The sequence below is a fragment of the Pseudomonas sp. BLCC-B112 genome (genome assembly GCF_028550695.1).
Classification (GTDB): Bacteria; Pseudomonadota; Gammaproteobacteria; order Pseudomonadales; family Pseudomonadaceae; genus Aquipseudomonas; species Aquipseudomonas danubii.
Map to the genome: position 1 here is coordinate 234451 of NZ_JAQQGK010000002.1, position 14307 is coordinate 248757.

The window sequence follows — 14307 nt, forward strand, 5'->3', positions numbered from 1 at the left end:
CGGATACCTGCCTGATATGGCCGGCCGGCCTGCCCCAAAGTGGTTGCAAGTGCGCCGTTGCGGCGCACTTGAGCCCTGCCGTGAGAGCCAGTATTCTCCGCGGCCGCGCAAATCTGGTCTAAAAAAAAGCCCGGATGAAAAACCTGACCCAAGAGCCAACTTATCCCGGCCTGGACAGGTAACAAGGCGCCCGAAAATATCGCGAAAACACTCTCGCCCGGCTGTATCGCTACAGCTGGACGGGAGTTTTTTGCTTTTTTTCGGCCTTGGCTCAGCTCTTGCTAAAAGCAACAAAGCTGACCGATCGGATGGTTTTTTACAGCAAAGAAAAAAGGCGCCACACCAGAGCGTCAAGCCAAAAAAAACGTGGAACTACCTACTTGGGAGCAACCGAATGAAATCGATGTGCAAGAGCCTGATGTTGGCCACCAGCCTGCTGGCCGGGGGGCAGGCCGTGGCTGGCGACCTGTTGCAATGGCAGAACAACAGCCTGACTTACTTGTATGGCAAGAACTTCGAAGTCAACCCGCAGATTCAACAGACGGTCACCTTCGAACACGCCGACGCCTGGAAGTACGGGGACAACTTCTTCTTCCTCGACCGCATCTTCTACAACGGCAAGGAAGACGGCAATGTCGGCCCGGACACCTACTACGGCGAGTTCTCTCCACGCTTGTCGTTCGGCAAGATCTTCGACCAGAAACTGGAATTCGGCCCGATCAAGGACGTGCTCCTGGCGTTCACTTACGAATTCGGCGAAGGCGACAATGAGTCCTACCTGATCGGCCCGGGCTTCGACCTGGCCGTACCGGGCTTCGACTACTTCCAGCTGAACTTCTATCAGCGCCACACCGAAGGCAGCCGCGCGGGTGACAACGTCTGGCAGATCACTCCGGTGTGGTCCTACACCATTCCCGTGGGCCGCTCGGACATCCTGATCGACGGTTTCATGGACTGGGTGGTGGACAACGACCAGAACGCCAAGGGCACCTACCACGCCAACCTGCACTTCAACCCACAGATCAAATATGACTTGGGCAAGGCACTGAACTGGGGCGCCAAGCAGCTGTACGTCGGTTTCGAGTACGACTACTGGAAGAACAAATACGGCATCAAGGATTCGCGTAACTTCGAGACCAACCAGGACACCGCCAGCCTGTTGGTCAAATACCACTTCTGATACCCCCTGAGACGGCCGGCCCTCATGTTCCGATGAGCGCCGGCCACTCAGACTGATGGGCCAGCGCGACGCTGCCTATCAGGCAAGACGTGATCCGGAGTCCCGCCAGAATGCCGGATCGGCACTCTTGAGCCGTTCCACCGCATTGTGGATGTGGCTCAGCGCTGCTTGCCGCGCCCCTTCGACATCACGCGCGGCGATGGCCCCATAGACCGCGAAATGCTCATCGCGCACCGAGTGCGCCAGATCCCGGCGCCGCTCCTCATTGGAACGGGTAATGCGGATGGCCTCCTTGATGAACTGAGCAATGAACTCATGCAATGAGGGATACAGCGGATTGCCGGTGGCCTGGGAAATCGACAAGTGAAACGCCAGGTCCTGCTCCACGCCGTCCTGGCCGGCCTGCTCGGCCACATCGATGGCCAGCAATGCCTGATGGATCGCCTGCAGTTGCTCGGGGGTGTGCCGCTGCGCCGCCAGCGCCGCCGCCTCGCCCTCGATACCACGTCGCAGTTCAGTCACCCGCAGAACCGCCTCGATCGACCCGCGAACATCCAGATCGATAGTAAAGGCCTTGATATGCGCGCCCTCGCTGACCACGGTGCCGCTACCTTGGCGCACCTCCACCAGCCCGGCCGATTTCAAGCGCGAAATCGCCTCGCGGATGACCGTACGGCTGACCCCGAAACGCTCGCACATAACCGGCTCGGTGGGCAGCCGCGAACCCGGCAGGGTCTCGCCACTGGCGATATGCGCCTTGAGTGCCGCAGTCACTTGATCGGCCAGGGTGCCCTTGGCCGCATCCTTGAGCGTCGCCAGGGAATCGGCGGCGAGGGAAGAGTTGTCAGGCTTGGACATGAGTATCTCTGTATTCAAAGTGGCTAACGGTACTGCATTTCATGCACGCCGTCCCGCTCGGTATCCGGCCATTGAATTCGTATGATGTATTATGATATATAAGACGCCTCAGCAAGTCCGATAAAAACAAAATCACCCAAATACAAGAAAAAAGGATGGGTAAAGACATGACTGAATCACTGTCGCAAACTGCCGCCCGCTCCCCCACCGCCTCCTTTGAAGACCTGGCTTATCGCAAAGTCGCCTGGCGCATCCTGCCGTTGCTGCTGCTGTGCTACCTGGTGGCCTACCTGGATCGAGTCAACGTCGGCTTCGCCAAGTTGCAGATGTCCGAAGACCTGCAATTTTCCGAAGCGGTCTACGGACTGGGCGCGGGGATTTTCTTCATCGCCTACTTTCTGGTGGAAATTCCCAGCAACCTGATCCTGCATCGGGTCGGTGCGCGCCTGTGGATCGCTCGCATCATGATCAGTTGGGGCATCATTTCCTCGTGCATGGCTTTCGTCAGCACCCCTACCTCCTTCTATGTGATGCGCTTTCTGTTGGGCATCGCCGAGGCCGGGTTCTATCCGGGGGTCATCCTCTATCTGTCGTATTGGTTCCCTTCCAACCGCCGCGGCAAGATGTACGCCCTGTTCGCCACCGCGGTACCGCTTTCGGGGTTGATTGGCGCGCCGCTGTCCGGTTGGATCATGAGTGCCCTCAATGGCCACCAGGGCTTTGCAGGCTGGCAATGGATGTTTTTCCTCGAAGGCTTGCCGTCGATCCTGGTGGGCGGCCTGGTGATCTACTGCCTCAGCGACCGTATCGCCGACGCGGGCTGGCTGACCCGCCAAGAAAAAAACCTGCTGCAGGCCCGAATCGAGGCCGAGGCCGACGGCCATCAGGTTCACAGCGTCAGGCAAGTGTTTGGGCAACCCCGGATCTGGCTGCTGACCGCCATCTATTTCTGCATGATCGCCGGCTTCTACACCGTTGGCTTCTGGCTGCCCTCGCTGATTCGCCAGGCCGGCGTCAGCGACGTGTTCGAGGTCGGCATGCTCACGGCGATTCCCTATGCCGCGGCAGCGCTGACCATGGTGCTGATCTCCCGCAGCGCCGACCGGTTGCGCGAACGCCGCTGGCATTTGGCGCTGACCGCCGTGCTTGGCGGTATCGGCCTGATGATTTCCGCCACCTGGAGCGACAACTTCACGGTATCGATGATCGGCCTGACCCTGGGGGCCATGGGCGCCTTCAGCACCCTGCCGCTGTTCTGGAGCCTGCCCACGGCCTTTCTCGGCGGCACCGCGGCCGCCGCCGGCATTGCCTTGATCAACTCCTGGGGCAACCTCGCCGGCTTTGTCTCGCCCTACCTGATGGGCTTTCTCAAAGACCTGACCCAAAGCACCACCATCGGCATGTACGTCATGGCCAGCGCGTTGTTCATCGGCGCCCTGCTGGTCTTCAAGATTCCCGGAAAACTCGTCAATCGCTGAACACTTGGAGCCACTCATGAATATTCTTGTCACCGGCGCGGCCGGCTTTCTAGGACGGCGGCTGATCGAAGCCTTGCTGCAACGGGGCACACTGACCGATCGTCACGGCCAATTGCAGCCCATCAAGCGCATTACCGCATTTGACCGGGAGCCCGTGCAGGGCCTCGATGACCCACGGGTGCAGGTCAAGGAAGGAGACATTAGCGATGAACAGGTGCTGGCCAAACTGATCGACGCCGACACCGATAGCATCTTTCACCTGGCCGCCGTGGTCTCCAGCCAGGCGGAAGGCGATTTCGAACTGGGCATGCGGGTCAACTTCAGCGCTACCCAAGGTCTGCTGGAACGGGCGCGCCAGCTGGGCTCCTGCCCCACGTGGGTGATGACCAGTTCTGTGGCCGTTTTCGGTGGGCAACTGCCGGAGAACGTCGACGATGATCAGGTCTGGGCTCCGCAAAGCTCCTACGGGACCCAGAAAGCCATGAATGACCTGCTGCTCGCCGATTACAGCCGACGCGGCTTCGTCGATGGCCGCAGCCTGCGCATGCCCACCATCGTGGTGCGACCAGGCAAACCGAACCTGGCGGCGTCCAGCTTCGCCAGCGGTATCATCCGCGAACCCCTCAGCGGCCAGACCAGCGTCTGCCCGGTGCCCCTGAATACCCGACTCTGGTTGATGTCTCCGGCCCAGGCCATTGCCAACCTGATCCACGGTCATGAGTTGGCCGCAGAGCGCTTGAGTCAGGGCCGAGTGATCAACATGCCCGGTCTGTCGCTGACCGTGGCGCAGATGATCAACGCGCTACGGGAAGTGGCCGGAGACGAAGTTGCCCAGCGTATTCAGCTACGCCCGGACGCGAAGATCGAACGCATCGTCGGCTCCTGGCCGGGAGCCTTCAGTGCCAGGTATGCCAGCGAGTTGGGTTTTACCGCGGACGAGGATTTTATCGGTGTGATCCGCCAGTTCATCCAGGACTACCTGCCTCACTGACCTCAGGCTGCGAAAATCCCGGGCTCATCGGCTGAGCCCGGGCATCAACCCTTAAGGCCCAGAAACCGCGCCAACTCCTCGCCCTTGGCCAGGGCGTCACTGCGCCCCAGTTCGATCAACTCGCTGCAATACGACGCCTCGAACAGCAAATAGCTCAGGACCCCGGCACCACTGGTCCGGGTTGCCCCCGGTCCGCGCAGGAACAAGCGCAGAGCCGCTGGCAACTCCTGCCGGTGCCGCGCCGCTATTTCGTCGATCGGCTGACTCGGGGCAATCACCAGCACTTCCACCGGCGCGATACCCAAGCCGCGATCCGCCGCACTGCCAGGTAACAGCCGACTGAAATGATTGAGCCGCTCCAACAGTTCGATATCGCTTTCCAGGCTGTCAATAAAGGTGCTGTTGAGCATATGGCCACCGATCTGCGCCAGAGTCGGCTGCTGCCCGGTGTAAGAACGCTGCCGGGTGGCGTCTGGATCATTGCCCCGCGGGTTGCCACTGACCCCCACCACCAGCACGCGGCTGGCCCCCAGGTGCAACGCCGGGCTGATGGGCGCCGACTGGCGTACGGCACCGTCACCGAAATACTCCTGGTCGAGCTTCACTGGCGCGAACAGCAAGGGAATCGCCGCGCTGGCCAGCAGGTGGTCCACCGTCAGCTGAATGGGAACGCCGATGCGCCGATGACGCAACCAGGGATCGATGACCCCGCCACCTTGATAAAAAGTCACCGCCTGTCCGGATTCGTAGCCAAAGGCCGTCACCGCTACCGCATGCAGCTGGCCTTGGGAAATGGCCTGGTTGATGCCCGAAAGATGCATGTGCTGATTGAGCAGGTCGCGTAGCGGCGAGTTGTTGATCAGCGCCACCGGCACCTGAGCACCGAGCCCCAACAGGCTGTGGCCGACAAAACGACTGGCTTGGCGAATCACTCCCGGCCAATCGCTGCGCATCACCTGATCGCTGCGAAAGCTGCGCCAGAATGCCGTGAGGCGTTCGATTGCCGCGGGAAAATCCGTGGCCCCACTGGCCAGGCTGACCGCGTTGATGGCCCCGGCAGAGGTACCAACGATCACCGGAAACGGATTGCGCGCCCCAGGCCCCAACAGTTCGGCAATCGCCGCCAGCACGCCCACCTGATAGGCGGCACGGGCACCGCCGCCGGAAAGAATCAAACCTGTGATCGGTTGCGCAACACTCATCTACTCACTCCATCCGTGGCGCACAAGATCCGGCAATCAATGCCAAGCGGTCAACCGCGCTTCTTGTAAAGCTTGGGCTCGCCCGGCGGCCGGCTCTTGAAGCGTCGATGGGCCCAGAGGTACTGCTCGGGACAGGCGCGCAACGCACTTTCCACCCACTGATTGATCCGCAGGCAATCCTCTTCTTCAGTGGCACCGGGAAAATCCGTCAGGGGTGCATGAATCACCAGGCGATAGCCACTGCCATCGGCCAGGCGCTCCTGGGTGAAAGGCACAACCAGCGCCTTGCCCAGGCGGGCGAACTTGCTGGTGGCGGTCACGGTAGCCGCCTGGATGCCGAACAACGGCACGAACAGGCTCTGCTTGGCGCCATAGTCCTGGTCCGGTGCATACCAGATGGCCCGTCCGGAACGCAGCAGCTTGAGCATGCCGCGCACGTCCTCTCGCTCCACGGCCAGGGAATCCAGGTTGTGTCGCTCGCGGCCACGACGCTGAATGAAATCGAACAGCGGGTTCTTGTGCTCGCGGTACATGCCATCGATGGTGTGCTGCTGCCCCAGCAGCGCCGCGCCAATTTCCAGGGTAGTGAAGTGCAGGGCCATGAGAATCACCCCATGACCTTCGCGCTGGGCCTGCTTGAGGTGTTCCAGGCCTTCGACATGGGCCAGGCGCGCCAGACGCTGCTTGGACCACCACCAGCTCATGGCCATTTCGAAGAAGGCGATCCCGGTGGAGGCGAAGTTTTCCTTGAGCAGGCGTTTGCGCTCTGCGGCGGATTTTTCCGGGAAACACAGCTCCAGATTGCGTCGGGCGATAGACCGTCGATCGCCGGCTACTCGGTACATCAACGCCCCCAGGGCGCGACCGATTTGCAGGAGCACGGGATAAGGCAGCTGGACGATCAGCCATAACACGCCAAGTCCCAGCCACAGCGGCCAGAAACGTGGAGACAAGAATGCAGCTCGAAAACGCGGGCGATCCATTACAGATTCCGGGACAGACAACAAGGTCGCGCATTCTACATCGGTTCGACCTGGCTTGCGGGGCGCGGGCGATCTCGTTATAAGTCTCGGCACTTTTAGTGACAAGCCGCCTTCTGCAGACCATGAGCCAAACCGAATCGCTAGACCAAGATCCTGTGTTCCAGTTAAAGGGCAGCATGCTCGCCATCACGGTGCTGGAACTGGCCCGCAACGACCTTGAAGGCCTCGATCGCCAACTGGCCGCGAAGGTCGCCCAGGCGCCAAACTTCTTCAGCAACGCGCCACTGGTACTGGCGCTGGACAAGCTGCCTGCTGCCGAAGGCTCGGTGGATCTGCCCGGGCTGATGCGTGTCTGCCGCCAGCACGGTCTGCGCACCCTGGCGATCCGCGCCAGCCGGATTGAAGACATTGCAGCGGCCATTGCCGTCGATCTGCCAGTGCTGCCACCTTCCGGTGCCCGGGAGCGCCCCCTCGATCCGCCGGAAAGCGAGGTCAAGAAAGTACCGGAAAAGCCGCCTGAACCAACCGTGAAACCGACCCGCATCATCACTTCGCCAGTACGCGGCGGACAGCAGATCTACGCCCAAGGTGGCGATCTGGTCGTGGTGTCCTCGGTCAGCCCCGGCGCGGAACTTCTCGCCGATGGCAATATCCATGTATACGGCCCAATGCGTGGTCGGGCGCTGGCTGGCGTCAAAGGTGACACCAAGGCACGGATTTTCTGTCAGCAATTGAGCGCTGAACTGATCTCCATCGCCGGTCAGTACAAGGTTTCCGAAGACCTGCGGCGCGACCCTTTGTGGGGCTCTGGAGTCCAGGTCAGCCTGTCGGGTGACGTGTTGAACATCACACGTCTTTAACGGATACTGCCGCATTTTCCAAGCATCTCTAAAACGTAGCGATTACGGCTCAAACGAAGTAGGAAATTGGCAATCAGCAGAGTTTATCGACGATAAACCCTGCCGCTGACCGAGCTCCAGCCAAGGCTGTCCGACTGCAGTAGTTTTCAAGAGATGTTTTTCAGGGGCTAAAAGTCCTTTTTCCTTAGGGGTGAAACACCTTGGCCAAGATTCTCGTGGTTACATCCGGCAAGGGTGGTGTGGGTAAAACCACCACCAGCGCCGCTATCGGTACCGGCCTCGCTCTGCGCGGTCACAAAACAGTCATCGTCGACTTCGACGTCGGCCTGCGTAACCTCGACCTGATCATGGGTTGCGAGCGTCGCGTGGTGTATGACTTCGTCAACGTGGTCAATGGCGAAGCCAACCTGCAGCAAGCCCTGATCAAAGACAAGCGCCTGGAAAACCTCTACGTACTGGCCGCCAGCCAGACCCGCGACAAAGACGCGCTGACCCTGGAAGGCGTGGAAAAAGTCCTGATGGAACTCAAGGAAACTTTCGAGTTCGTGGTCTGCGACTCCCCAGCCGGTATCGAGAAAGGCGCCCACTTGGCCATGTACTTCGCCGACGAAGCGATTGTCGTGACCAACCCTGAAGTCTCTTCGGTCCGCGACTCCGACCGTATGCTCGGCCTGCTGGCCAGCAAATCCCGCCGCGCCGAAAAAGGCGAAGACGCGATCAAGGAGCACCTGCTGTTGACCCGTTACAACCCGGAGCGCGTCAGCAATGGCGAAATGCTTGGCGTTGAAGACGTCAAAGAAATTCTCGCAGTGACCCTGCTGGGCGTGATTCCGGAATCCCAGGCCGTGCTCAAGGCTTCCAACCAGGGCGTGCCGGTGATTCTCGACGACCAGAGCGATGCGGGCCAGGCCTACAGCGACGCAGTCGATCGTTTGCTGGGCAAAACCGTGGAACACCGGTTCCTTGATGTCGAGAAGAAGGGATTCTTCGAGCGCCTGTTTGGAGGTAGATAATGAATCTTTTTGACTTCTTTCGTGCCAGCAAAAAGGTCAGCACCGCGTCGGTAGCGAAAGAGCGTCTACAGATCATCGTGGCGCATGAACGCGGCCAGCGCAGCACCCCTGATTACTTGCCCGCCTTGCAGAAAGAGCTGGTGGAAGTGATCCGCAAGTACGTCAATATCGGGTCCGACGACGTGCACGTCGCTCTGGAAAACCAGGGCAGTTGCTCAATCCTGGAACTCAATATCACCCTGCCTGATCGCTGATTGATCCGACGGGAGCCACGGCGGCTCGCTGACTTCATGCATAGCATTGAGGTCGGCGAGCCGCCGTTGGCGTTTGTTACGAGGCTGTTTTAATGCCGTTGTCGAATATCCACATCCTGCATCAGGACCCCGCCGTCCTGGTGGTGAACAAACCCACCCTGCTGCTTTCAGTCCCCGGTCGCGCCGACGACAACAAGGACTGCCTGATCACTCGCCTGCAGGAAAACGGCTACCCCGAAGCCCGTATCGTCCACCGACTGGATTGGGAAACCTCAGGGATCATTCTCCTGGCCCGGGACGCGGACACCCATCGCGAACTGTCGCGACAGTTTCATGACCGCGAAACCGAAAAAGCCTACACCGCCCTGTGCTGGGGCCAGCCGGAACTGAACAGCGGCAGCATCGACCTGCCCTTGCGCTATGACCCGCCAACCAAACCCCGGCATGTGGTGGACCACGAATTCGGCAAGCACGCCCTGACCTTCTGGCGAGTGCTGGAGCGCTGCGGCGACTGGTGCCGGGTCGAGCTGACCCCCATCACCGGCCGCTCTCATCAGTTGCGGGTACACATGCTGTCCATCGGGCACCCGCTACTGGGCGATGGCCTCTACGCCCACCCGCAGGCCTTGGCCGCCTGGCCAAGGCTATGCCTGCATGCCAGCATGCTCAGCTTCACTCATCCCCAGACCGGTGAGCGCCTGCGCTTCGATTGCCCCGCGCCCTTCTGACAGCGTTCTGCAGGAGCGGGTTTTCCGGCGAAGGCCCCCTGACGACCATCCCCCAGGTCGACAACCGCTTCGCCGGCAAGCCGGCTCCTACAGTGCCCTGCTATACGTTAAACTCGCGCCACTGCTGTCTGGAGCTACTTATGCGCGAAGAGTTGAACCAAGGCCTGATCGACTTCCTCAAGGCCTCCCCTACCCCTTTCCATGCCACTGCCAGCCTTGTTCAACGTCTGGAAGCGGCAGGTTACCAGCGCCTCGACGAGCGCGAGCCGTGGACCACCGAAGCCAACGGCCGCTACTACGTCACCCGCAACGACTCCTCCATCGTCGCCTTCAAGCTGGGCCGGCATTCGCCCCTGCAAGGCGGCATCCGCCTGGTGGGCGCCCACACCGACAGCCCCTGCCTGCGGGTCAAGCCTCAGCCTGAACTGCAGCGCCAGGGTTTCTGGCAACTGGGTGTGGAAGTCTATGGCGGCGCACTGCTGGCTCCCTGGTTCGACCGTGACTTATCACTGGCCGGCCGCGTAACCTTCCGCCGCGATGGCAAGGTGGAAAGCCAACTGATCGACTTCAAAGCCCCCATCGCGATCATTCCCAACCTGGCCATCCACCTCAACCGTGAGGCCAATCAGGGCTGGGCGATCAACGTGCAGAACGAATTGCCGCCGATCCTTGCCCAGTTCGCCGGCGATGAGCGGGTGGATTTCCGCGCGGTCCTGACCGACCAACTGGCCCGCGAACACGGTCTGAACGCCGATGTGGTGCTGGACTACGAGTTGAGTTTCTACGACACCCAGAGCGCCGCGGTGATCGGCCTGCACGGTGACTTCATTGCCGGCGCACGCCTGGACAACCTGCTGTCCTGCTACGCCGGGCTGCAGGCACTGTTGACAGCCGACAGCGAGGAAACCTGCGTACTGGTGTGCAACGACCATGAAGAAGTCGGCTCCTGCTCGGCTTGCGGCGCCGATGGCCCGATGCTCGAACAGACCCTGCGCCGCCTGCTGCCCGAAGGCGACGAGTTCGTCCGCACCATCCAGAAATCGCTGCTGATTTCCGCAGACAACGCCCACGGCGTGCACCCCAACTACGCTGACAAGCACGACGCCAATCACGGCCCGAAACTCAATGCCGGCCCGGTGATCAAGGTCAACAGCAACCAGCGCTACGCCACCAACAGCGAAACCGCCGGTTTCTTCCGCCATCTGTGCATGGCCGAGGAAGTCCCGGTGCAGAGCTTCGTGGTGCGCAGCGACATGGGTTGCGGCTCGACCATCGGCCCGATCACCGCCAGCCACCTGGGCGTGCGCACTGTCGACATCGGCTTGCCGACCTTCGCCATGCACTCGATCCGTGAACTCTGTGGCAGCCATGACCTGGCCCACCTGGTAAAGGTGCTGAGCGCGTTCTACGCCAGCCACGAACTGCCCTGAGTTGTCACCGCGGGCGCCCCTCAGGGGGCCCTGCCGGTTTCTGATACACATCAACCCGGGGCGCGGCAAAGCGACCTAGACTTATGAGTATTCTTCCTGACAAGGCCGTCGCCATGATCTCGATGTCTGCGTTCCACTCCATGCTCATCCCGATTCTCATGGGCATGATTCTCCTGGCCATCGGCTTCAACTTCCGGGACAAGAACCTCGGTGTGTTCAGCATGTGGATCGGCATGCTGCTGATTCTCGGCACTGTGGTTTACAAAATCCTCGCCAAACTGGCGGAATAAATGCCGCGCTCGCCCTCGCATTGAATTTGGCGGCCTCGTACACTCGGTCGATCCGATTTTCTCCGAGGTTGACCGCCCAGTGTTCGCTCGTCTTTTCGCCCTGCCCTGCTTTGTGCTTGTCTGCCTGCTGACCTTCCTGCCCCTGAGCAGTGCGCAGGCGGTTGGCCTGCCGGGCCTGCTGGGCAACCAGAGCAAACCGCAACCACAGGCCGAAGAGCCCCTGGGGCAGTCTTTGGACGAGGTGATCAAATCCCTGGAAAACGACCAGCAACGCGCCAAGCTGCTGGCTGATCTGAAAAAGCTCCGGGACGCCACGAAAAAAGCCCAGCCCGCCACTGAAGAAGGCGTGCTAGGCCTGATCGGCGGCACGCTGTCGAGCCTGGAGAAACAGTTCTCCGGCGCTGATAGCCCCTTGAACCGCTGGACCGACGAGTTCGATCAAGCCCAGGAAGAACTGTCGGCGTTGATGCTGCCAGCCAGCCAATGGCTACCGATCATTTTTGCCTTTGCCCTGATTCTCATGGTCTGGAGTCTGCTGGCGGCGGCGCTGATCTGGCTCAGCCACCGGGTGCGCCTGCGTTTCGGTCTCACCGAAGAACTGCCCCAGCACCCCAAGACCTGGGACTTGCTGCGCTTCGCCCTGCGCAAGCTCGGCCCCTGGCTGATCGCTCTGCTGATCACCGTCTACATGACCTACTCCCTGCCCTCGTCATTGGGCAAAGACCTGGCCATGGTCCTGGCTTACGCCCTGGTGGTGGGCACCTGTTTTTCGGCGATCTGTGTGGTGGCGTTTTCCGTCCTCGATGGTCCGCATCGTCATCGTGCCCTGTATATCCTGCGCCGCCAGGCGTTCCGACCGCTGTGGTGGATCGGCAGCTTCGCCGCGTTCGGCGAGGCCCTGAGCGACCCTCGGATGGTGGCCAGCCTCGGCCAGCACCTGGCCCATACCGCAGCGACTTTCGCCAATGTCATGGCGGCGCTGTCCACCGGGGTATTCATCCTGCGCTTTCGCCGGCCGATCGCGCACCTGATCCGCAACCAGCCGCTGGCGCGACGCCTGACCCGCCGCGCCTTGAGCGACACCATCGAAATCATCGGCACCTTCTGGTACCTCCCCGCCCTGGTGCTGGTGGGCATTTCGCTGTTCGCCACCTTCGTTTCCGCCGGCGACACCAGCACGGCCCTGCGCCAGTCACTGTTGTGCACGGTACTGCTGGTGCTGTGCATGGTGATCAACGGCCTGGTGCGGCGCCACGCCCTCAAGCCCCAGCGTGGGCACAAGCGCCATGCGCTGTATTCCGAACGACTGAAAAGCTTCTTCTATACCCTGGCCCATCTGGCGGTGTGGCTGGCGTTCATCGAACTGGGCCTGCGGGTCTGGGGCATGTCACTGATCCGCTTCACCGAAGGCGACGGCCATGAAGTCAGCGTCAAGCTGTTCAGCCTCGCAGGCACCCTGATCTTCGCCTGGCTGATCTGGATCTTGAGCGACACCGCGGTGCATCACGCGCTGACCCGCTCGCGCAAGGGCCTGGCCAACGCCCGCGCACAGACCATGATGCCGTTGATCCGTAACGTGCTGTTCGTGGCGATTTTCATCATCGCCACCATCGTCGCCCTGGCCAACATGGGCATGAACGTCACGCCGCTGCTGGCCGGTGCCGGTGTCATCGGTCTGGCCATCGGTTTCGGCGCCCAGTCGCTGGTAGCAGACTTGATCACCGGTCTGTTCATCATCATCGAAGACTCCCTGGCCATCGACGATTACGTGGATGTCGGCGGTCACCTGGGCACCGTCGAGGGCCTGACCATCCGCACCGTGCGCCTGCGGGACATCGACGGCATCGTGCACACCATCCCGTTCAGCGAAATCAAGAGCATCAAGAACTACTCCCGGGAGTTCGGCTACGCGATCTTTCGCGTGGCGATTCCCTACAACATGGAGATCGACGACGCGATCAAGCTGATGCGCGACGTGGGCCAGAAGATGCGTACCGACCCCTTGCAGCGACGCAACATCTGGTCGCCCCTGGAGATCCAGGGAGTGGAGAGTTTCGAGTCCGGCAGCGCCATCCTACGGGCCCGTTTCAAGACCGCGCCGATCAAGCAATGGGAAGTGTCCCGGGCGTTCAACCTGTCCCTCAAGCGTCACCTGGACGAAGCCGGACTGGACCTGGCCACCCCGCGCATGAGCATCCAGGTGATCACCCCCGGCAGCGCCCCGGAAAAGCAATGACCCCTTAGGCGCCGTCTTGCCGGCCAACGGTACGGGCGTCTAAAGAACGTCAACGCCAACGTGAATTGCGTCATGCCGCCAGAACTCCAGATCACAGTCGATCAGCCGCTCATGCTGGTCATAGTTGACCCGGGCGATGCGCAGCCCGGGGCTGCCCACCGACACCTTCAAGGCCGCCGCCGCTTCCGGCTGCAATGAGGTGGGCACGATCTCGAAGCGCACCCGCCCGTAATGCAGGTCGTAATGCCGGGCATAGAGCTCGGTGATCGACTGGTTCAAATCCAGGTCGAGAATGTGTGGAAAGTACTTGGGGTTCAGGTAGTGCTCCACATACAGCACCAGCCGGTCATCGATGCGCCGCGCTCGACAGATCTGGATCACGCTGGACAGTGCCGGTAATTGCAGCCAGGCGCAGACCGCCGCCGACGCCGGTTGCAGGCGCGCCGAGATCACCTCAGTGGAAGGCACTCGCCCCTGGGCGCTGACCATGGCGTGGAAGTGGCTGCGCTGCATCAGGTTGTAGGCCAGCCGCGGCGGCGAAACGAACCAGCCCCGACGCTCCTCGCGGTAGATCTGCCCCTGGGCCTCCAATTGCAGCAGGGCCTCGCGCACGGTGATGCGGGTGGTGGCGAACAACTCGCTGAGCTTGCGCTCGGCCGGCAGTTTGCTGCCGGGCGCCAACAGACCATGGGCGATCTGCTCCTGCAGGACCTGGCCGATGGCTGTCACCGCTTTGGTTGCATCAATACGCATCAACGTTACCTATCTGGACTAGACCAGCACTGTTTCAGGGCAGCGCAAGGG

14 protein-coding genes are annotated in these 14307 nt (G+C 61.2%); 10 read left to right on the plus strand and 4 right to left on the minus strand.

Annotated features, from left to right (window positions below):
* Window positions 1–394: 394 nt before the first annotated feature.
* The gene (locus PQT43_RS06575) at window positions 395–1180 is read left to right on the plus strand and encodes an outer membrane protein OmpK (protein ID WP_102880513.1); all 786 of its coding nucleotides are present in this window, start codon (window positions 395–397) and stop codon (window positions 1178–1180) included.
* Window positions 1181–1258: 78 nt separating this feature from the next.
* Here the strand turns inward: PQT43_RS06575 and PQT43_RS06580 are convergent, their stop codons facing one another.
* Window positions 1259–2038, minus strand: coding sequence for a FadR/GntR family transcriptional regulator (locus PQT43_RS06580; protein WP_272753616.1), 780 nt, complete (start codon window positions 2036–2038; stop codon window positions 1259–1261).
* 167 nt (window positions 2039–2205) lie between these two features.
* Here PQT43_RS06580 and PQT43_RS06585 point away from each other — a divergent pair, with 167 nt between their 5' ends.
* Window positions 2206–3516, plus strand: coding sequence for an MFS transporter (locus tag PQT43_RS06585; RefSeq protein ID WP_102860797.1), 1311 nt, complete (start codon window positions 2206–2208; stop codon window positions 3514–3516).
* Between the two features lie 16 nt (window positions 3517–3532).
* Window positions 3533–4507, plus strand: coding sequence for a D-erythronate dehydrogenase (denD, locus tag PQT43_RS06590; protein WP_272753617.1), 975 nt, complete (start codon window positions 3533–3535; stop codon window positions 4505–4507).
* Window positions 4508–4551: 44 nt separating this feature from the next.
* Here the strand turns inward: denD and PQT43_RS06595 are convergent, their stop codons facing one another.
* Together PQT43_RS06595 and PQT43_RS06600 are read right to left on the minus strand one after the other, a co-directional pair.
* Window positions 4552–5709: a patatin-like phospholipase family protein gene (locus PQT43_RS06595; RefSeq protein ID WP_102880515.1), complete on the minus strand. Its 1158-nt coding sequence runs from the start codon at window positions 5707–5709 to the stop codon at window positions 4552–4554.
* A 50-nt stretch (window positions 5710–5759) separates the two neighbouring features.
* Entirely contained in the window at window positions 5760–6692 is a 933-nt protein-coding gene (locus tag PQT43_RS06600; protein WP_102880516.1) for a lipid A biosynthesis lauroyl acyltransferase, read from the minus strand.
* 122 nt (window positions 6693–6814) lie between these two features.
* Between PQT43_RS06600 and minC the strand changes: the two genes are divergently transcribed.
* The 7 genes from minC to PQT43_RS06635 all read left to right on the plus strand — a co-directional run bounded on the left by minC (window position 6815) and on the right by PQT43_RS06635 (window position 13503).
* A complete protein-coding gene (gene minC, locus PQT43_RS06605) occupies window positions 6815–7552 on the plus strand; it encodes a septum site-determining protein MinC (RefSeq protein WP_102860793.1) in 738 nt (245 codons plus the stop codon).
* A gap of 200 nt (window positions 7553–7752) precedes the next feature.
* A complete protein-coding gene (minD, locus tag PQT43_RS06610) occupies window positions 7753–8565 on the plus strand; it encodes a septum site-determining protein MinD (RefSeq protein ID WP_011062650.1) in 813 nt (270 codons plus the stop codon).
* Complete coding sequence (gene minE, locus PQT43_RS06615; protein ID WP_007898843.1) at window positions 8565–8819, plus strand: cell division topological specificity factor MinE; 255 nt, start codon at window positions 8565–8567, stop codon at window positions 8817–8819. Before minD ends, minE begins: the two co-directional genes overlap by 1 nt.
* A 92-nt stretch (window positions 8820–8911) precedes the next feature.
* On the plus strand, window positions 8912–9547 hold the full coding sequence (locus tag PQT43_RS06620) for an RluA family pseudouridine synthase (RefSeq protein WP_272753618.1): 636 nt from the start codon (window positions 8912–8914) through the stop codon (window positions 9545–9547).
* Window positions 9548–9687: 140 nt separating this feature from the next.
* Entirely contained in the window at window positions 9688–10977 is a 1290-nt protein-coding gene (locus tag PQT43_RS06625) for a M18 family aminopeptidase (protein WP_272753619.1), read from the plus strand.
* A gap of 83 nt (window positions 10978–11060) precedes the next feature.
* A complete protein-coding gene (locus PQT43_RS06630; protein ID WP_253084743.1) occupies window positions 11061–11267 on the plus strand; it encodes a hypothetical protein in 207 nt (68 codons plus the stop codon).
* A 79-nt stretch (window positions 11268–11346) separates the two neighbouring features.
* Entirely contained in the window at window positions 11347–13503 is a 2157-nt protein-coding gene (locus PQT43_RS06635) for a mechanosensitive ion channel family protein (protein ID WP_253084720.1), read from the plus strand.
* Between the two features lie 39 nt (window positions 13504–13542).
* Here PQT43_RS06635 and PQT43_RS06640 read toward each other — a convergent pair whose 3' ends face one another.
* Window positions 13543–14256: a UTRA domain-containing protein gene (locus PQT43_RS06640; RefSeq protein WP_102860788.1), complete on the minus strand. Its 714-nt coding sequence runs from the start codon at window positions 14254–14256 to the stop codon at window positions 13543–13545.
* Window positions 14257–14307 lie beyond the last annotated feature (51 nt).

What these genes read in the sequence shown, in the direction of transcription:
- PQT43_RS06575 (WP_102880513.1), top strand. Translation starts at nt 395, where the DNA reads ATGAAATCGATGTGCAAGAGCCTGATGTTGGCCACCAGCCTGCTGGCC.
- PQT43_RS06580 (WP_272753616.1), bottom strand. Translation starts at nt 2,038, where the DNA reads ATGTCCAAGCCTGACAACTCTTCCCTCGCCGCCGATTCCCTGGCGACG.
- PQT43_RS06585 (WP_102860797.1), top strand. Translation starts at nt 2,206, where the DNA reads ATGACTGAATCACTGTCGCAAACTGCCGCCCGCTCCCCCACCGCCTCC.
- denD (WP_272753617.1), top strand. Translation starts at nt 3,533, where the DNA reads ATGAATATTCTTGTCACCGGCGCGGCCGGCTTTCTAGGACGGCGGCTG.
- PQT43_RS06595 (WP_102880515.1), bottom strand. Translation starts at nt 5,709, where the DNA reads ATGAGTGTTGCGCAACCGATCACAGGTTTGATTCTTTCCGGCGGCGGT.
- PQT43_RS06600 (WP_102880516.1), bottom strand. Translation starts at nt 6,692, where the DNA reads ATGGATCGCCCGCGTTTTCGAGCTGCATTCTTGTCTCCACGTTTCTGG.
- minC (WP_102860793.1), top strand. Translation starts at nt 6,815, where the DNA reads ATGAGCCAAACCGAATCGCTAGACCAAGATCCTGTGTTCCAGTTAAAG.
- minE (WP_007898843.1), top strand. Translation starts at nt 8,565, where the DNA reads ATGAATCTTTTTGACTTCTTTCGTGCCAGCAAAAAGGTCAGCACCGCG.
- PQT43_RS06620 (WP_272753618.1), top strand. Translation starts at nt 8,912, where the DNA reads ATGCCGTTGTCGAATATCCACATCCTGCATCAGGACCCCGCCGTCCTG.
- PQT43_RS06625 (WP_272753619.1), top strand. Translation starts at nt 9,688, where the DNA reads ATGCGCGAAGAGTTGAACCAAGGCCTGATCGACTTCCTCAAGGCCTCC.
- PQT43_RS06630 (WP_253084743.1), top strand. Translation starts at nt 11,061, where the DNA reads ATGAGTATTCTTCCTGACAAGGCCGTCGCCATGATCTCGATGTCTGCG.
- PQT43_RS06640 (WP_102860788.1), bottom strand. Translation starts at nt 14,256, where the DNA reads ATGCGTATTGATGCAACCAAAGCGGTGACAGCCATCGGCCAGGTCCTG.